This is a genomic window from Tolypothrix sp. PCC 7601 (assembly GCF_025677855.1).
GTDB classification, from domain to species: Bacteria; Cyanobacteriota; Cyanobacteriia; order Cyanobacteriales; family Nostocaceae; genus Aulosira; species Aulosira diplosiphon.
The window spans coordinates 7,763,867-7,782,893 of record NZ_CP064879.1 but is presented as its reverse complement, the minus strand read 5'-3'; the positions used below and the strand labels follow the sequence as shown (position 1 = coordinate 7,782,893).

At 40.5% G+C, this 19,027-nt stretch carries 15 protein-coding genes, 1 tRNA gene, 2 pseudogenes and 1 CRISPR repeat array (1 of these 19 only partly in view); of the genes and pseudogenes, 11 read left to right on the top strand and 7 right to left on the bottom strand.

What is annotated here, in order from left to right; translation table 11 throughout:
- Positions 1-176: direct repeats of the CRISPR family, unit length 37 nt; unit sequence GTTTCAATCCCTAATAGGGATTAAGTGAAATTTCAAC (it extends 573 nt beyond the left edge of the window).
- A 172-nt stretch (positions 177-348) separates the two neighbouring features.
- Positions 349-480, top strand: a complete 132-nt coding sequence (locus HG267_RS31565) for a hypothetical protein (protein WP_255325364.1) — start codon at positions 349-351, stop codon at positions 478-480.
- On the opposite strand, the gene HG267_RS31560 is transcribed toward HG267_RS31565, so the two are convergent.
- The 3 genes from HG267_RS31560 to HG267_RS31550 form a co-directional block, all read right to left on the bottom strand.
- Positions 477-1,499: a YihY/virulence factor BrkB family protein gene (locus HG267_RS31560; RefSeq protein ID WP_045874169.1), complete on the bottom strand. Its 1,023-nt coding sequence runs from the start codon at positions 1,497-1,499 to the stop codon at positions 477-479. The two genes, HG267_RS31565 and HG267_RS31560, sit on opposite strands and share 4 nt — an antisense overlap.
- Positions 1,500-1,786: 287 nt before the next feature.
- On the bottom strand, positions 1,787-2,902 hold the full coding sequence (locus HG267_RS31555) for an ABC transporter permease (protein WP_045874168.1): 1,116 nt from the start codon (positions 2,900-2,902) through the stop codon (positions 1,787-1,789).
- 233 nt (positions 2,903-3,135) lie between these two features.
- A complete protein-coding gene (locus tag HG267_RS31550; protein ID WP_045874167.1) occupies positions 3,136-4,005 on the bottom strand; it encodes an Npun_R2479 family HD domain-containing metalloprotein in 870 nt (289 codons plus the stop codon).
- Positions 4,006-5,191: 1,186 nt separating this feature from the next.
- Here HG267_RS31550 and HG267_RS31545 point away from each other — a divergent pair.
- The 9 genes from HG267_RS31545 to HG267_RS31505 all read left to right on the top strand — a co-directional run bounded on the left by HG267_RS31545 (position 5,192) and on the right by HG267_RS31505 (position 16,325).
- A complete protein-coding gene (locus HG267_RS31545; RefSeq protein WP_228045418.1) occupies positions 5,192-6,667 on the top strand; it encodes an efflux RND transporter periplasmic adaptor subunit in 1,476 nt (491 codons plus the stop codon).
- A gap of 80 nt (positions 6,668-6,747) precedes the next feature.
- A complete protein-coding gene (locus HG267_RS31540) occupies positions 6,748-9,999 on the top strand; it encodes an efflux RND transporter permease subunit (protein WP_045874166.1) in 3,252 nt (1,083 codons plus the stop codon).
- A 64-nt stretch (positions 10,000-10,063) separates the two neighbouring features.
- Positions 10,064-10,135: transfer RNA gene (locus HG267_RS31535), tRNA-Gly, on the top strand.
- A gap of 228 nt (positions 10,136-10,363) precedes the next feature.
- Positions 10,364-11,020 carry a nuclease-related domain-containing protein gene (locus HG267_RS31530; protein WP_168161047.1) on the top strand — a complete coding sequence of 219 codons (657 nt, stop codon included), beginning with the start codon at positions 10,364-10,366 and terminating at the stop codon, positions 11,018-11,020.
- A 172-nt stretch (positions 11,021-11,192) separates the two neighbouring features.
- Entirely contained in the window at positions 11,193-11,534 is a 342-nt protein-coding gene (locus HG267_RS31525; RefSeq protein WP_045874165.1) for a hypothetical protein, read from the top strand.
- 134 nt (positions 11,535-11,668) lie between these two features.
- Positions 11,669-14,398, top strand: a complete 2,730-nt coding sequence (locus tag HG267_RS31520) for a TnsA endonuclease N-terminal domain-containing protein (RefSeq protein ID WP_263419994.1) — start codon at positions 11,669-11,671, stop codon at positions 14,396-14,398.
- Positions 14,389-15,516, top strand: a complete 1,128-nt coding sequence (locus HG267_RS31515) for an AAA family ATPase (protein WP_045871116.1) — start codon at positions 14,389-14,391, stop codon at positions 15,514-15,516. The genes HG267_RS31520 and HG267_RS31515 overlap by 10 nt, the downstream gene beginning before the upstream one ends.
- Positions 15,506-15,805: a TniQ family protein gene (locus HG267_RS31510; RefSeq protein WP_263419993.1), complete on the top strand. Its 300-nt coding sequence runs from the start codon at positions 15,506-15,508 to the stop codon at positions 15,803-15,805. The genes HG267_RS31515 and HG267_RS31510 overlap by 11 nt, the downstream gene beginning before the upstream one ends.
- Before the next feature lie 34 nt (positions 15,806-15,839).
- Positions 15,840-16,325 (top strand): anaerobic ribonucleoside-triphosphate reductase, encoded by a 486-nt coding sequence (locus tag HG267_RS31505; RefSeq protein ID WP_263419992.1) that lies wholly within the window; start codon positions 15,840-15,842, stop codon positions 16,323-16,325.
- 10 nt (positions 16,326-16,335) lie between these two features.
- On the opposite strand, the gene HG267_RS31500 is transcribed toward HG267_RS31505, so the two are convergent.
- The 3 genes and pseudogenes from HG267_RS31500 to HG267_RS31490 form a co-directional block, all read right to left on the bottom strand.
- Positions 16,336-16,962 (bottom strand): hypothetical protein, encoded by a 627-nt coding sequence (locus HG267_RS31500; protein WP_045871117.1) that lies wholly within the window; start codon positions 16,960-16,962, stop codon positions 16,336-16,338.
- A 431-nt stretch (positions 16,963-17,393) separates the two neighbouring features.
- A pseudogene (locus HG267_RS31495) lies at positions 17,394-17,642 on the bottom strand (ISAs1 family transposase); the annotation flags it as partial.
- Positions 17,641-17,802, bottom strand: a pseudogene (locus HG267_RS31490) (transposase family protein); the annotation flags it as partial. The pseudogenes HG267_RS31495 and HG267_RS31490, both read right to left, overlap by 2 nt.
- Positions 17,803-18,320: 518 nt before the next feature.
- Between HG267_RS31490 and HG267_RS31485 the strand changes: the two are divergent.
- Positions 18,321-18,680, top strand: coding sequence for a BREX-1 system adenine-specific DNA-methyltransferase PglX (locus HG267_RS31485; protein ID WP_228045463.1), 360 nt, complete (start codon positions 18,321-18,323; stop codon positions 18,678-18,680).
- Positions 18,681-18,780: 100 nt separating this feature from the next.
- On the opposite strand, the gene HG267_RS31480 is transcribed toward HG267_RS31485, so the two are convergent.
- A complete protein-coding gene (locus tag HG267_RS31480; RefSeq protein ID WP_045871118.1) occupies positions 18,781-19,017 on the bottom strand; it encodes a DUF4351 domain-containing protein in 237 nt (78 codons plus the stop codon).
- Positions 19,018-19,027: the final 10 nt, after the last annotated feature.

Below are 19,027 nucleotides of genomic sequence, written 5' to 3'. Positions count from 1 at the left end.
TTTCAATCCCTAATAGGGATTAAGTGAAATTTCAACCCACTTGCATAAGTCCCACCATCGGCAATGCCTGTTTCAATCCCTAATAGGGATTAAGTGAAATTTCAACCTCAGAGAAAAATTAATTCATTCTTTGTTGGCAGTTTCAATCCCTAATAGGGATTAAGTGAAATTTCAACGGCGGAAGTTTCAAAGCTAATGTATATGCGGTTTTCAAGGTTCTGTTACGCGGATGGAGCAATGATAACATAGGCGATCGCAAAAAGGCAAAACCAAAATAGCTGAAAGTCTTTCTATGTAAGGCGCGCGGGTGGTTGAACATCAATAAATAGGTGCAAGTCTTATGCACAAATGGTTTCGCCTATTTTGAGTGAGACTACATTTTCCACACCTACCCATCCGCGCATTCTGGGAAGCAAGAGTATGCTAACTGGTTTGCTGACAGATTATACTTTACCAAGTTTGCAACAAGATGGAATTTAATTTCTTCTTCTCTTTTTAACACCTTTGGGTTTGGTAAATGAACGCATGATGCGATTAATCAGGTTAGAAGGCTGCTTGCGGGAAGAAGATATTCTCGGCTGATTGGTAGTGCTATCTTGGATACCTGGATTAGTAGAACTCTCATGATTGAGAGGTACAGCGTGTTTAGTAGGGGTAATTCCACTGCCATATCTTCTGGCGTAAACTTGGGTAAACTCAGCACCAAAAAAGAGAATTTGAGCAGCGTAATAAATCCACGCAAGAATTACTACCAGCGAACCAGCTGCACCATAGGTTGAGCCAAAACTACCATTACCTAAATATTGTCCTAACAAAAATCGACCTATGGAAAACAAAAGTGAGGTGATAGAAGCGCCTATTAAAACATCACCCCAAGTAATTTTCACATCTGGTAAAACTTTAAAAATGAGTCCAAATAGTACTGTAGTGATGGCAAAACCTAGAAGAAAGTTAACAATTTGCCAGAGAAAATCAACACCCGGTACTAGGTTACTAAAGAAAGCTACTATTGCACTCAAACCTGCACTAATTACTAAAGAAACTAATAGTAAAAAGCCAATTCCTAACACCATAGTGAATGATAAAACACGCTGGCGAACCATAGTGTTAACTCCTCTTCCTGGTTTTGGCTTTACTTCCCAAATGGTGTTGAGTGCATCTTGCAACTCGGTAAATAAACCTGTAGCACCTAATAGCAGAACTAGGATACTAATCAGAGAAGCGATAGTTCCTGTTGTTGGTTGGTTGGCATTTTGAATAGCTGTTTCAATAAATTTTGCGCCTTGTGTACCAACTAATCCTTGAATTTGGCGAAAAATTTCACCTCTGGCGGCTTCTTCGCCAAATACCGCACCAACAACGGCAATAACAATAATTAGTAATGGTGCAATGGAAAATATTGTGTAATAAGCTAAAGCTGCTGCTAACCGTGAGGCTTTATCCTCACTCCATTCTTTGAAAGTCTCTTGGAATAACCCCAAAATTGCTCGCCAACTCATGCCATCAGTCTCCTTATCCCAGCATATTACTCGCCTCTGATATATTGGATACTGATTTACTGGTTAGCGTCATCTGCCTCAAGATGTTGGTATAGCGTCCTTGAGGATGAATCTCAATAATTTTGGGTTAAGGGGGAAAGGGGAAAGGGGAAAGGGAGAAAAACGGTTTGGTTAAGCGATTCATCGGGGGAGACGCGATTCATCGCGTCTCTACAAGATTTAAACATCAATCGATTTTTTTTGCACGAAAGCTGAAATAAAATTCTTTTAGCTTTTGCCTTGCGGTATTAGCGTCGTAAACTCCGAGGGTCGAGTGCATCTCTTAGCCCATCGCCTAGTAAATTGAAAGCTAATACTGTGAGGATAATTAGCACGGCTGGCGGCCAAATTAGCCAAGGTTGTAGTACTAAAATTGAAGCATTACTGGCTAAAGATAGCATATTTCCCCAAGAGGGGTCTGGTTGTTGAATTCCTAAACCAATGAGACTTAACACAGCTTCGGCGCTGATAAAGCTGGGAACAGATAAGGTGGCGGAGATAATTATATAGGTGGCAGTTTGTGGCAAGACGTGACGGAGGATAATATACATTGGTTTACCTCCCATTGCTCTTGCAGCTTGTACAAATTCTCGCTCTTTAATTGATAGTACTTGTCCGCGAATTACCCTTGCTAAACCTGCCCAACTAATTACGGAAGTAATGACTACAATTAATAAAAAGCGTTGAGTACTGCTTAAACCCGGTGGTAATACTGCGCCTAATGTGACTAACAAATAAATGCTGGGGAAAGTCATCAGCACTTCTGCGAGGCGCATAATTAAGGTATCAATTTTACCGCCAAAATAACCAGAAATCCCGCCGATGAGTAAACCCAGGGGATAGGTGATAATCACACCAAATATCCCAATAAATAAGCTGATGCGACCCCCATGCACCAAACGGCTAAATTGGTCACGTCCTTGATCATCAGTACCTAAGATGTTAAATTTGGCTTCTCCAGTCGTGCCAAACAAATGCCAATTTAAGGGGATACCAGGGATAATAGTGACTTCGTCCCATTTAGGTGGTAGGGGTAAACTGAGTTGAAACAGGCGGTATTCTGACCCGGAGACAAATAAACGTAGAGGTGAGGGCTTTTTGAAGTCTACAATGAGTTTGCGATCGCCTGTCTTTAAATTAGTATCTCCCTGAGTCGTGGGATAAATATGAGGCCCAATCGCTTGTCCTGATGGTGAATTCCAATAAATTTTTGTAGGTGGTAGCAGCGAACCATTTGGCTGCGAAGCATAAGGATCGTAAGGGGCGATGAAATCTGCTGCAATTACTGCTATATAGAATATCAACAGCAAAATTGCCCCAAATCTTGCCAAAGGGTTCTTTTTCAGTCGTTGCCACCAATCCATAGTTTTGATATGCAGTCAAGGTTTAATAGTTAATAGTCCGAGGTCAAGGGTTAATAGTCAAGCCCTGCGGAAAGTCAAAATTCTAAATCTATGATAATTAATTTTGAACCTTGACAGAATTTTAGGTGCTCAATTTGCGATTGCAGATTTTCAAAATGTCAAATTTAAAATCTAAAATCCAAAATCTAAAATTGTTGGACAGACGCGATAAATCGCGTCTCTACAAATGTTGACTAATGACTGTTAGCCATTAACCGCAATTCTTCTTGTTGTTTTTCATGCTCGACAACAAAGACATTTGAGTAAAGATTAGCTAATATTTGTTTACCTTGCTGTGTTAGCGCCAAATAACGTAATGCGTCTTTCACATAGGGATAAACACCATTCCAGTAAAACTTGGCGTAATTCTTGCGTAAATCGCCTGGGTTTTGATAGCCTAAGATTTTATTCATCCCAGTTTCTTCAAATTCATAATATAAAGAAGTAATTTTCTTTAAATAACGCGGATCGCTTAATTGTCCAATTAAGTCGGCGGCGCGGACTAAGCCTGCATAGTTATGTGTATCTTGATGGTCTTCTGCTTTCGGGACGGGGAATCTGGTTAATTCAATATTCGACTTAATTACTTCTGCATCGATTAATTTATGTCCACCAAAACGTTCATCAATAAATAGTTTGCCTCTATCAACATGATAGGGTATGAGACTAGCATCAGAAGCACCAGGAGCTAAAGAAATCATTTTGCCATCTTTACCTGTAGCATATAAGCCTTCTGTCTCTTGGTCTTGCCGACAAACTCCTTTGACATAGCCAATATCATGACAAGCTAAAGAGATAATGCAATGTAACCAATCATCACTGGAAACGCCACCTTCACGAATATGTTTACCTCGTAAAATTTCCTGTCCTACTAAAGTCACAAGAATTGTGTGTTCGACGTTGTGATATAAAGCATCGCTATTGGCAATATTTTCTAAAGCCATGCTCCCAGCCCAGGCAATGATATCTTGATAATCATGTTTTAAAGCGCCATAGGTGCGATGATAGCCTTCTCGAATTTGATTAACAAAAGCATCAATTAAAATTTCTGTAGCATTGAACATTGGTTTTGACTCGCTGGAATAAGAATTTATTAACAATTCGTAATTCGTAGTTACTAATTCGTAATTAGGTTAAGGATGGGAATTTAGACCCTACCTGTAAAGGCGTGACTTATAAAAGTTGTAGAATATAAACCTCTGTTTAATTACGAATTACGACTTACGAATTAGTAATTAGGTTGATTATGGTTATTCAGTACGTATTGGCAAAAATTTCTCACCAATCAACAGGATAGTCAATTTTGCAAAATACGTTAAATTTCATCTTTAAAATGACAGCAATGCAGATTTCCTCCTTTGTTACTGGTTGAGAGTTTTAGCTCTATCTATTTTGATATTTTTCCCACAAAACAGGCTATCCTTTCATTAGCCTGCAAATAACAGGTTAGAAGCTTCGGTATTGCTGCTTTATTCAGTTATAGTCTTTAGCTAAAACTAGTAGTTCCCTACAGGAATTTGCATGGTTTCGTAGTCAAGGTTCAAATTCCCAAGTAGAGGATTAAAGTCTTGGCTAGGAATATGTTTTTCCCTCATGCTCAAATTCAGCGATGGAGAGAAATATCCTGTATTGAAAGCCTAAGTACTGTTTTAGGCATCAGCACTGATGACTTTCAAGGTGCTACTGTCTTTTTCAGATACATTGCCACAAATTATTCAGTTTTGTATAGATGTGCCTTAGCCCTATCTGCTTTTTTACTTCTATTATTTCCGTATCAACAATCGAGATGGACGAGAGTTAGATACTAAAAAATCACAATAACTGCAACCTGATAAATAATTCTATAATGAGAAATTTCTCGAAAATTTAAGCCATATTCATCTTCTATACCCAGAAAAAGTAATAGTAGTTAAAAATTACTCAGTCTGCTTGCCAGACTGAAACTTTAGAAAAATTTGGATTATCTGCACCTGTATTCACTTCCTTGCATTATAAATGCTGGACAATATCATTTTAATACTAAAAATATGACAGTAATTCAGTGCAAATACTCATTGACAATATTTTGATTCAATAAATATATTGCAAATATTCTTCTATTGTAATAAAAGTACAACCTGTATCATGTTTCTCTACTGGGAATCCTGATAGTCAGAGCCTCAAAAAATGAGCTATATTTCATACAAGTTAATAAATTTAAACTTTTATTAAAAAATACCAGTAATTATTCATATTACAGGAGCTAGAGGTATGACCGTGGGTGATGAAAGTTCATCAAAAGTCGAAATGGAAGACTCTTTGAGGGCTGAAGATGCTGATTTAGGACAAAAACTACAGGATCGGCAAACTCGCCTATGGTTGATGCCACTGTTACTGGGTACAGGTTTGGGATTAGCGATCGCTTTTGGGGGTATGGGTATTTTAAGCCATCGTCCCACTAGTCAACAAAATGCGATCGCCAAACCACCAGCAAAGTTGAAACCATCAATGACAGTTACCGTTGCTACCGTAGAGACTGCAAGTGTAGCACGGACTCTCAATACTACGGGTACTGTCGCCGCCTCCGATTTGATTCCTGTACTTCCCCAAACCAACGGACTGCAAATTAAAAAAATTCCTGAGAATATCCAAGAAGGCGCTTTCGTCAACAAAGGGGATGTTTTGGCAGTTTTAGATGATTCTGTACTGCAAACTCAAATTAGCCAAGCTAAAGCAGATATAGAATCGAAGCAAGCAGATATGGCATCAAAGCAAGCCGATGTCACATCTAAACAAGCCAGTGTGTCATCCAATGTGGCGATTGTTAAGCAAAGACAAGCAGATTTAGCTCAAGCACAGGCGCGCTTAGAAGAAGCGGAAAAGAACTATCAGCGATATCAACAACTGGCGGCTTCTGGTGCTATTAGTCAACAAGAACTGGATACTCGTTCCTATACGGTGAAAACTGCCAGAGAAACTGTGCGTGTTGCTGAAGAAAATGTTCGTAGTGCCCAAGCAAATGTTGGTGGTAGTCAAGCAAATATCAGCATAGCCCAAGCCAACGTCAACAAAGCCAAAGCCGATGTTCGCAATAGTGCCGCGAAAATAGGACAACTGCAAGCCCAATTAGCACAAACCCTAGTTGTTGCGCCTGTATCGGGAATTATTGCCGAAAAACTGGCGAGAGTGGGGGATATGACAGGTGTACCACCACAAACCCAAGTAGGTAATGTGATTGGTGGGACGCAAAAGCTGTTCTCGATTATTCGAGATGGCAAATTACAACTGCAAGCAAAAGTTCCTGACATTCAACTCTCCCTAGTGAAAGTGGGTGCAACAGTAGAAGTGACTTCCGATCTGGATCGCCTTGTTACCTTGCAAGGGCGAGTTAGAGAGATAGAACCGATGGTAAACGATCAAAGGCGAGAAGCCACAGTCAAAATCGACTTACCACCAACAAAATTGCTCAAACCTGGAATGTTTGCCCGCGCCGCCATTACCACCTCATCAACCCTAGGCATGACAGTACCCCAAAAAGCCGTACAAACCCAACCTGATGGCAGTGTAATTGTATTCATGCTATCGGGTGAAGACATTGTCCGCGCCCAGAAAGTAGAACTAGGAGAACCTCTAAACGGTAACAGAGTGGAAATCAAAAGCGGGTTGAAATTAGGCGATCGCGTGGTTGTGAAAGGTGCAGGTTATCTCAAAGATGGCGACAAAGTACTGATATCCCCGGAAGGATAAAGAATCCATAATCTGAATCTGCTGCGGTGAACTTTTCCCCATCAATCCAAAATCCAAAATCCAAAATCCAAAATTCTCCGATGTCCTTCAATATCTCTGCTTGGTCGATTAAAAAACCTGTCCCCACGATAGTTTTATTCTTGATTTTGACGATAGTTGGTTGGTTTTCGTTCATTTCCTTAGGGATAGACACCAACCCCAACGTTGATATTCCCGCAGTGACGGTGACTGTTACCCAACCAGGTGCAGGCCCAGCGGAACTGGAATCGCAAGTGACAAAGAAGATTGAAGATGCTGTCGCGGGTTTGGGCAATATCGACAACATGATATCGAAGGTCAGTGATGGTAATTCTACAACCACCATCAATTTTTTATTAGGAACAAACAGCGATCGCGCTACTAATGACGTGCGAAATGCGATCGCTCAAATTCGCCAAAGTTTACCCCAAGACATCAATGATCCGATTGTCCAACGTCTAGACTTCGCTGGCGGGCCGATCATGACCTATGTTGTCAAATCTGATCGCCGTTCTGTGGAAGAGTTAAGTAACCTCACAGACCAAACTATTAGCCGCGCCTTGTTAGCGGTGAAAGGTGTCGCTCAAATTAAACGTGTGGGTGGGGTTGACCGAGAAATCAGAGTTAACCTCGACCCCAATCGCTTACAGTCTTTAGGTATCACCGCCACCCAGGTAAACGACCAAATCCGCGCCTTGAATATTAACTTACCAGGCGGACGTGCGGAATTAGGTGGTAGCGAACAAAGTATCCGCACATTAGGTAGCGCCGCCAGTGTGGATGTGTTGAAAACCTACGAAATCATCTTACCTAGTGGTGGTTCCGTACCTCTTTCCAGCTTAGGAACCGTCGATGATCAATTTGGTGACATCCGACAAACTGCAAGCTTGAATAACAAACCTGTGGTAGCCTTTCAGGTTCTCCGTAGCACTGGTAGCGTCATGGTAACAGTGGAATCAGGAGTGAAAGCCGCAGTTAAGGAACTGGAAAAAACCCTCCCTCCAGATGTGAAGCTGGATTTAGTATTTACCAGGGCTGATGTAGTTCGCCAGTCCTATGAAAGCACCATCGATGAATTGATTCAGGCTTCCATACTGGCGGTGATCGTCATTATGATATTTTTACGGGACTGGCGAGCAACATTAATTACCGCCGTTGCCTTGCCTTTATCAATGATTCCCACCTTTGCTGTACAGCAAGCTTTAGGTTACACCCTCAACAACATGACATTGCTAGCCTTAGCCCTAGCAGTCGGTAACCTAGTCGATGATGCCGTCGTGGAAATTGAAAACATGGAACGGCACATGGCAATGGGAAAATCAGCTATGCAAGCGGCTTATGAATCTTCAGAGGAAGTGGGATTAGCCGTGGTAGCTTCTTCAGCAACGATTATTGCTGTATTTCTGCCCGTAGCCTTTATGGGTGGAATTCCCGGACAATTTTTCCAACCCTTTGGCTTTACGGTTGCCATTTCCACAATTTTTTCCACCTTAGTCGCCCGCATGATAACCCCCATGATGGGGGCTTATTTACTCAAGGATAAAGACCATACACGCAGTAAGGGAATACAGGATCAGAATCAGCCACGATTTATCCGATTATTAAATTTTAAATTTAAACTGCCAACAACCAGCAAAAAAACTAAAAAACTCAGCACTCAGCACGGGCTGAACGCCCCGCTACCGCTAACACAACTCAGCACTCTCAAGCCTCGAAAATTTCAGCCCTATAAGTCGTTGTTGCAATGGGCACTCAGGCATAAATTAACAACAATAGCGATCGCTCTAGCTTTCTTCATAGCTAGTCTGATGCTAGTACCCATGATTCCCAAGGGTTTCGTTGACGATGGCGACTACGGACTTTCTAGTATTTCTATAGAAATTCCCCCTGGTTCCACCTTAGCAGATATGAATCAGGTAGTAACACAGACAACTAACATCCTCCTGAAAAACCCTCATGTTGCTCAGGTAGTAGCTACAGAAGATTTGAGTACAGCTACCCTCGCTGTCAACCTCAAACCCAAAGAAGAACGCAAGATTTCCCAAAAACAATTTGAGGAAGAAATACGCCCCCTATTCCAACAAATACCAGGGGCGAGAATCAGTTTCCAAAGCCAAGTACCAGGTGATAGCCGTAAAGGTTTATCAATAGTTTTGCGTAGTGAAAATCCCGAAGCCTTAAGTCAAGCTGCGTCAGACTTAGAAAAGCAGATGCGAACCATACCGGGATTAGTAGAAGTCTCTTCTAGCGCCAGTTTGGTAAAACCAGAAATTCTCGTCATACCCGATCCGCAACGCGCCGCAGATTTAGGTGTGACAGTGCAAGCGATCGCGCGTACAGCCTCTTTAGCTACCATTGGTGATAACGATGCCAACTTAGCCAAATATAATTTAAGCGATCGGCAAATTCCCATTCGCGTGCAAATCGATCCCAAAGCCCGCGCAGATATCAACAATATCAAAAATCTTCAAGTTCCCAGTCAAAATGGCAGCTTAGTTCCCCTCCTCGCCGTTGCAGATATCCGCTTTGGTAGCGGCCCTGCAACCATCAACCGCTACGATCGCGCCCGTCAAGTTGCAGTCGAAGCCAACTTACAAGGTATCGCCCTCGGCGAAGCAGTCCAAACAGTAAATAAACTGCCGATTATGCAAAACTTGCCTCCAGGAGTTATGCAACAACCCTCTGGCGGTGCAAAAATTATGCAAGACATCTTTAGAGGTTTTGGTAGCGCCTTGGGATTAGCAATTCTCTGCATCTATGCAATTCTCGTACTGCTATATAACAATTTCCTACATCCGCTATCGATTATGGCAGCCTTACCCTTTTGCTTAGGCGGCGCATTAGTAGCCTTGATGGTAATGCAAAAACCCTTAGGACTCTATGCCTTAATTGGGATTGTACTGCTGTTGGGAATTGTCACCAAAAACTCTATTTTGTTAGTGGACTATACAATCATCAACATGCAAGAAGGCAAAAGCCAACGTCAAGCACTCATCGAAGCTGGCGTGTCACGCTTACGCCCAATTATGATGACCTCATTAGCAACAATCGCTGGTACTCTACCCCTAGCATTAGGAATCGGTGTTGGTTCCGAAGTCCGCCAACCGATGGGAATCGCTATCATGGGTGGCTTTACAACTTCCACACTGCTGACATTGGTGGTAGTACCCGTAATATTTAGCTATATTGACAACTTCCAAAACTGGATCATGAATACCTTGCGCTACGGCTTCGGCAAAAAACCACCCCGCCCAGCATCCAGCGAACATGAAGTCATCAGCCTCCCATCAGAGCGGGAAAAATCCGCTTCTTAAATTCAGCCTTGGCAGATTGTGGTATAATAGCACCTAGCTTTAGCTTAATGGCTAGCTGCTATTTGCGGGTGTAATTCAGTGGTAGAATGTCATCTTCCCATGGTGAACGTCGTGGGTTCGAGTCCCATCACCCGCTTTTTGTTGGTGTAGATTAACTAATTATTTGTCCGTGGTGAAACATTATTTGTCATCATATTTCCAGAGATAATTTTATAATTTAAGTCGTATTATAAAGATGGTGTCACAAAGTTTTAGATTGTGCCTGCTTAAATAATATCTATTCAAAAGTTTCCTAAAACCTCTAATGTAATTTAGATAATGTAATTGCAGGGTTTGAATTATTAACACTATAAGACATAGTAAATTGCCGTCAACAAAAAGATCAGCAGGAGACAATATCAATAGGCTGGGTCAGGAAAGACACCAGTCTGCATTGTTGCGCTATGCTCTAGCAGTAGCTTTCCTTGTTGGTACGGTTCTTTTATTTGTAACTAATAGTACTTCTTATTTAGGATGGTTGCTCTCACTAGCAGGATTCGCAAGCTCCTACTATTTGTACCGCAGTGGACGACATTTAACAAAACGAGCAGGAGATGCTCAACGTGGTGCTAAAGCTGAAAAGGATGTAGCCGCTTTATTACGACCCTTGCAGCGTCAAGGATGGTACATCGAATACAACTTAAAAATCAGGAGATGGGGAGATGCAGATTTAGTATTGCACTCCCCTAAAGGCAATTGGTATGTCATTGATGTCAAATCCCACGGAGGTACTAAAGTTTACGAAAACGGTTGTCTACGAAAGCGTTATGGCAGAAATATTTATGATTTTGAAGAAGGAGATTTGATCGGGAAAGTGAAAGGTCAAGCTCAGGAAGTGAAGAGTATAAAAGGTGCGCGATGGGTAACTGCGATGCTTTGCTTTACAAAGGGTGATGTCGATATTTCTCTCAATGAGATTACAGGTGTTTATATTGTGAACACTACCAATTTGATCAGTATTTTGTCGCAGTTGGAGCAGTAAATGGAAATAAGTTATTGAATGTTTGATTATCAAATCTGATATTTAAGCGAAATGGGATAGCAGATAGTCTATGTACAAATAAAATATTTACTCATAGCCAATTATCCTAAGTATTCAGGTAAACTATTTTACAAAAAACACCAATATTGGGTGCAGTAACTCGGAGGTAGTTTTGAAAGCGACCAGAAAAATAGATGCTATTCTTAACGCTTGGTTTGACTACATTGCTTTGGATGATTACAGTAACGCCAGGGTTGAAGCTACTAACAATCAAAAGATTGTAAAACAACCTGGTGTCAGGCTGTTAGGTAACCATGTATTAATAGATAGAGATATATTTTCAGAACTACAAAAAAAACCACCCAGAGGGCAACAAAATCAACAAGAATCTCTGTGGGTTTTATCATTTCCACAGGTTGTAAATGTCGAAAATGGAAAATCTTATTTTTGTCCTCTATTTTGCTTAGATATTACTGTCACTGTAAGCAAAAGTTTGCCGTTTTTGAAACCATAACCTTGCCGCAGACATAGCCCAAAAGTAGATTATTACGTTTAGTAGCCAAATAGAAAAAGTTGAGTTTTGAAATGATAAGCTTGCCGAAAGTATAAAAATCAAGCATAAACCTGCCGAAAGTTACGGTATTTCCTATGCTCAGCGACCGAGAGTTTGAAGACTGGTGTCGCCGCCTTTGTTTACCAGAGACGACAAAAGAGCTAGTGCAAAAAATCCGGAATTCAGAACCTGTGAGGAAGGTAGGTGGCGGAGCGAAAAATGTTTGCGGCAGTTATCCAAGTCGCAAAATGGGGAAAACGATTCAGTTTGAATCTCATAAAGTAGAACTGCTTGCGATCGTAGAGTACGAAAATGATGAAGATGTATTAGAGTACTATGACCAGCCAATTCGTCTAAGTTTATCTTTTCATTCCCTGAGCGGACGTTGTGTGGTGACATCTCATACTCCGGATTTTTGGGTAATGAGGCGTAATAGTGCGGGATTTGAAGAATGGAAAGCTAGTGAGCGGCTCAAAATACTAGCCAGAAAACAACCTACACGCTATCAGCAAAGCGAAGAAGGTCGTTGGCACGCGCCACCAGCAGAAATGAAAGTTCAAGCAATGGGACTGTACTATTATTTACGTACAGATCTTGAAATCAACTGGATTGCTTACCAGAACTATCAGTTTCTTCAAGGTTATTTCAACCAAGAAAATACAGTTAAAAAAGAGGTAAGAAAAACAGTTGTTGAGTGTATTAATGCCAATCCTGGAGTAACCCTCAAAGAACTACTAGAATCAACAAATACCGATTGGGCAGATGATATCTATGCCTTGATTGGAACAAAGCAAATATATGTAGACCTGAAAGCAGTAGCTTTGAATGAGCCAGAAAAAGTTCATCTTTTCAGTAGCCAAGAAATGGCATCAACTTATGATCTAATCATTGCTCAAAAGACTTCTGCTCGTATCGCCAGTGGACAACGAATTGATGTGGCAATTGGTTCAACGCTGGTTTGGGATGGTAAAAGTTGGTGTGTAATTCAAATCGGAGACACAAAGATTGCGCTTCAAAGCGAAAATGAACTGATTGGGTTAACTCATGCAAACTTTGATGCACTAATTGCACAAAAAGAAATCATTCATATTCAACCATTATCTGCAAAAACAACAGACATTTGGGAACAGATCAAATGCGCTAGTTCTGAGGATTTAGCAGTAGCTAATTACCGCTATAAAGTTATTGAACCATATTTACATGGCAGTCCGCCAATTAATAGTTCTGTACCTGAGCGGACAGTTCGTAGCTGGAAATCCAAATATCATCAGGCTCTGAATAATTATGGCTGGGGCTATATTGGCTTACTACCCAATCGTGGCAAGAAAGGGAACAGGGTAGATCGCTTTTCACCCGATACTTGGGAGTTTATTGACCAAATTATTGAACAGCACTATGAGAACCTCAAACAGCGAGGAAAACTAGCAACTTACGGTATTCTGGTTAGAGAATGGGAAAAAGCTGGAAAAACAGACCCTTGCCCTAGCCGGATCACTTTCTGTAAACGCATTAATCAACGAGAGAAAGTAGGACAAACTCGCCATAGGCAAGGGTCAAGAGCCGCTTACCAAAAGAGTCCTTTTTATCACGAATTAACGCTCTCCACCCCTATTCACGGGAGTCGGCCATTTGAAATCTGCCACATTGATCATACAGAATTAGATATCGAGTTAGTTTGTTCGCGCACTGGGCGCCCTTTAGGCCGACCTTGGGCAACTATTCTCATTGATGCTTTCTCACGTCGTATTTTCGCAATCTATTTAACATTTGACCCGCCATCGTATCGTTCCTGCATGATGGTATTGCGAATTTGTGTGCAGAGATTTGGCCGCTTTCCAGAAACATTAGTAATGGATAATGGTGTAGAGTTTGGCAGTATTTACTTTGAAACACTTCTAGCTGCCTTTAGTTGCACAAAAAAACAAAGACCATCTGCTAGTCCTAGATTTGGTTCACTCATTGAAAGATTTTTCGGCACAAGTAACACAGAATTTTTTTACAACCTTAAAGGCAATACTCAAATTACTAAACAAGTACGCTTGGTAAATAAAACAAATAACCCAAAAGTACAAGCTGTCTGGACATTGCCAGAATTATATGAATATTTTTGTAAATATGCTTATGTAATTTATGACAGTAGAGAGCATCCGGCACTGGGAATGTCTCCCAATGCTGCATTTACAAAAGGTGTGAATCAGAGTGGGATGCGCTATGGACAAAAAATTTTAGATGATGAAAACTTTAAAATTTTTACTTTGCCCTCAACTGCAAAGGGAAGTGCAAAAGTAATACCAAGACTCGGGATAAAAATTAATTATATCTATTATTGGTCAATTGATGATTCATTTCTTAACCCTGAAGTTGAAAGTACTCAAGTACAAGTTAGATATGATCCATTTGATGTAGGAACTGCTTATGCGTATGTCAAAGGTAATTGGGTACGCTGTATATCTGAATATTATTCATCCTTACAAGGTCATTCTGAAAAAGAAATTCGACTGATAAGTATTGAATTACGACAGCAAAAAAATCAGTATAATCAAAAAATAGCAATTAGAGCTAAAGAACTTGCACAGTATTTAGAATCAGCAGAAGCTCAAGAAGTTTTACAGACACAAAGACTTCATGATTTAGCTGCAACTGATTTGCGAGACTTAATATATAAAAATGGTAGGAAACAAACATCCTCTACTCTTACTCAGTGTCCAGTTGATAGTGATGAAGCTATTAGTACAGAAGAAGTATCACAAACACATCAATTAAATACTTCAGCAATAGAATTAGGAAAAATTCAAGCTTACTCTCAAGAGGAGTTATGGCAGTAAAACATAACCGTCCATTTCCACAAGAACTCCTGAAACAATCATTAACCGAACGGTTGAACTATTTTCAAGGAATTACAATTGGACACTTACGATTAAAACAAGCTTTAGAGACTTTATTGCTCAACCTTCAACAACCAACAGATATTTGTGTTTTCTTTGTTGTTGGCCCAGCAGGAGTAGGTAAGACCACTTTACGACTAAGGGCTGAAAAACTGTTGATGGAAGGTGCATTAGCATCTATGAAAAATCATATTTATCAAATTCCAGTTGCAGGTATTGAGGCAATTGCTAATGAAGGAGGAAAATTTAATTATAAAGATTACTACCTCCGCGTTTTAGAATGTTTAGAAAAAATTTCTTTTGATTCAATTGCTACAAATAGTTCATTAAATTATCAAAATTATTCAGGGTTTCTTTCTACTACATACTTTGCTTCTAAAAGTTCCGATACGGTGCGTCGTGCTTTAGAAAAATCTATGCGGCACCATAAATTAACAGCATTGATGATAGACGAAGCCCAACATTTGCTGATGGTTGCTGGGGGAAAGCAAATGTTACATCAGATGAATTGGATAAAATCTCTTGCCAACATCACTGGTGTTGTACATATTTTATTTGGTACTTATGATTTACTTAACTGTTGTCACCTCAGTGGTCAAGTTAGCCGACGCAGCGATGATATACATTTACCTCGTTACTCAACAGATAACAAAGAAGATATAGCTGAGTTTATGCGGATTATCAGAACATTTCAGGCGCATTTACCTTTGCTTGAAGAGCCCTGCTTGGTAGAACAATATGAATATCTGTTGGATTATTCATCTGGTAGTGTTGGTCTTCTTAAAACTTGGTTAACAAAAGCTTTACGAAATGCTTTGGCAGAGAATGCAACAACCCTCAACATAAAGTATATTCAACAAAATGAATACTCAAAAGCACGGCGGCAGCAAATAGAACAGGAAGCACAAGCTGGAGAGAAGCGATGGCGCAACGATGTTGCTCCCGTAGCACTTAGTTTGACCAATGAAGATGTGAAGCAACCATCTCAAGCGAAAGGTCGTGTGGGAAAACGTCAGGCTAAAAGAGATACCGTAGGAATTAATCTTGATGTCAGTTAATTATTATACCGAAGATGAGTTTTGGGCTCTAGAAAAACCAACAATTCCAGAACGCTCTCAATTATTCCCACTCGAACCAATCGGTGTCGGTACGCTCTATGTCGAAAGCTTGAGTGGATATATTGCTCGCCTTGCCGACTGTCACACGATAACTACCGGAGAACTAGTTTTATCAAAAGTTATTCCATTGATGAGGCATAAAAGAAGCAGTGTTAGTTCTATAAACATCATTAATCATTTATTTAGAGATCAAGATTTTTTTCACCTCTACCAACGAAAAAAGAATTGACATTGCTACCACTCTAATTCAAGCTCTAAAAGAATTGACCTGGCGTCAAGATTTATCTTGTTTATGGCCATTAAAATGGGCCAGCATTTTTTTCGAGTTTAGCATTTTGCGTTTGCATCAAGCTTGGTGTCCCGTATGTTATGACCACTGGTTTGTCAACAATCGAGTCATCTACAATCCACTGTTATGGTTAGTTAACACAATTGAGGAATGCCCTGAGCATGACCATCAGCCCTTGATTGAGGAATGCCCTCACTGTCACGAAAAATTTCCACCATTATCCAGGTATTCTCGTCCAGGGTATTGCTCAATCTGTCATCTGTGGTTAGGTAGCCAGAAACTCAACCAACTAGCCAATGAACAAACTCACAGCGTTGATTTTTGGCGACAGCTTTTGATTACTCCTATGCACTCTCATCAAAGCAACAAGCTTGTCTGGCAGTGTATGTGGTTTGATGATGTCGATGATTTGGCTGCCAATACGCCCTCTGATTTCCTGCCACCCATAAATGAGAACTAATTTTCCATCCTTACCTGCTCCGGGGTTTGAAACCATAAACCTGCCGCTCCGGCAAACTTATGGTTACAGTCACAAGATCGGGTAGGCGATCGCGCCATGCGGTTTGTCCTATTTCTTCGCTGTCCTTACCCTCACGATAGTCAGCATATTCTTTGTTCCAGTTTTGTACCAAATCTGCAAATTCGCGGTGTTGTTTGACTGTTGTTGGCAATTTTCCGTCTGATGCTTGGTTCTCCTCCCGTGAGTTGATTGCAGATATGTGAGAGGAAAGAACGATGGGTGATGGTGCGTTGTGTTTGAGGATAAAGGTATTGAGCGCATTTGGGCTAATATGCCAGTCAGCGATCGCAGTTGTGGGATTGAGTAACTTTTGTATTTCCGAGTAGGTAGGGGAGGACTCATCACCCAAGGAGTATAAAAGCCAACTTAAACAAGCATTTTTGCCTTTTTCTGCCAGTTCCAAGGCTGCACACCAATTTCCCGATTGGATAGCTAAGTCAACGGTTAATTGTTGAAAACCAGCAAATCGTAAGGCTAATTGTTGTTTTCTGGCTGGACTGGGGGTATTTTCCAGCAGGTTTTGGAGGATATCTGTAGCCCGTCGTTGCAGTTCTTCTGCTTCGGATGTTTGTCCCAACGCAGACAAACAGCGAATCAAATCTTGGAGAAGTTCTAAATGGGCTTCGGGAAATTGGGTGAGGGTTTGTAGAGCATTTTGGTAGCTGCGAAAAGCCTTCCGCCAATGGGGATAGGGATTTTCATCCTTGCGTCCGTATGTGTAATGGGCGTTTCCTATAGCTTGGTGTAATTTCCCCTAGGGGAAACGCATCTTATTTCCTAATAAAAACTAAGAGAGATTTCAAAATGACATAGATAATTGTAAAAATTCCGGAAATGATAAATAAAATGAATCAATAGTTTCGGAAAAATATGAATTAGCTTATCTGAAGCTGAATAATTATTTATTAATACTAAAACAACTCAAAATTCAAGTTTATAAAGGTATGTTTATTTGGAAAATAATGAGATTTATCCTAAAGATTTAAATTCAATTTCTGATAGATTAGTTTATGCTAATGCTAAAACTCTTAATAAATAATTGTTATCCAACCCAGCGAGAAACTGTTTATTTTTTATTCCCCGTTTGACACGCTTCTCTTGACCTAAAAGATTGACTGCAATATGTCTAAGAATTGCAAAATTCTGTGGAGCATTATCTTTTCTAATCCGACAGTCATCTTCTCTCAAAGCAACATCCAAGATCCAATGCAATGAATTCTCAATTCCCCAATGACTGCGAATAGAACTACCAACAACCATAAGTTTCTATTGCTACCCAACCATCTGCTCCACAAATCACCGCACATACAGCAATGGTCATAATATCGATTAACTTGTGTCTTTTGGTACGATCTATGCGTGGATCTTCTATTACACTGAAGTGGTCAGCAATTGTGATTTTGGGCTTAAGCTTCATTCCACTATCATCTGGTTCTTTTTGTTTAACGCAATATTGAATTTACTACAAAAACGAACCCGTATTGCTTGGCAGCTGTCGGCTGCCACAAACCCCCCCTACAACGATTATCATTCTTATTCAGTTTCATGCTTAATTCTCTGAAAGTACTGTGTGGTGCAGTGTAGGGGAATCCCACTTTGATTATCGATTTTTAATATTTAGATGCGTTCGCCCTAACATACACTGCAGATATCGATGCCATCATCCCCATCACCGACAGAGCATACTTTGACGACGATATAGTCACCCGTTTCGTTGAATTTATCCGCATCGCATACAGTCCCGAAACCCTCACCGAAAACCTCGAATTTATCGCCAACGCACTCACATTAAAAAACGACGAAACACCCCTAGAACGCATTCGTCGCTACTTCCTCCAAGACTTTATTTCCGACCACATTCAAACCTACAAAAAACGCCCTATCTATTGGCTATTTACAAGCGGCAAAAAACGCGCTTTTGGAGCTTTTATATATTTGCACAGATACAACGAAGACACCCTCGCCCGCATCCGCACCGATTATGTTTTGGAACTACAAGTAAAAATAGATGGCGAAATTGCCCGTACCCAGCAACAATTGGAAACTGCATCCTCCACCGTTGCCAAAAAAACAGCTACAAAACGCTTGAAAGAACTACAAGAACAACAATTAGAATTACGAGATTATCAAGCCAAACTGCAACATTTAGCCGATGCCAGAATAAAATTAGATTTAGATGATGGAGTTGCTTATAACTACACCCAATTCAAAGGTTTAGTATATGAAGGTGCAGATTTAAAAATGGCAGATTTAGAAAAAGCATCCCAATGGAAAAGGGATTTGTTAAGAGGTTAAGCGCTTAATTTGTGTACAATAAGCAGGCAGGATGCCTGCACCACAATAATTTAAGATTTTTATTTATACAGTTTAACTGCGGATTAGCTGAAAACAGAATTCATAATTGATTAAACCAAGCATCCAAATCAGCCATACTGGTAAAATCAAGCAATGCTTCTCCCAGATTTTCCAACTGTTCGAGGGAGAGAGCTTCAACTTGTTGACTTACATCTTGCGGTAATTCTCCTACCCTTCTAGCTAATAAACGCAGAACAAGGGATTTTTCTCCTTCCTCTCGTCCCTCTTCCTTGATTTCCCGATAAACCCGTGTTTCTCTAAGCGTAATTCCTAACATTTCTTCTACC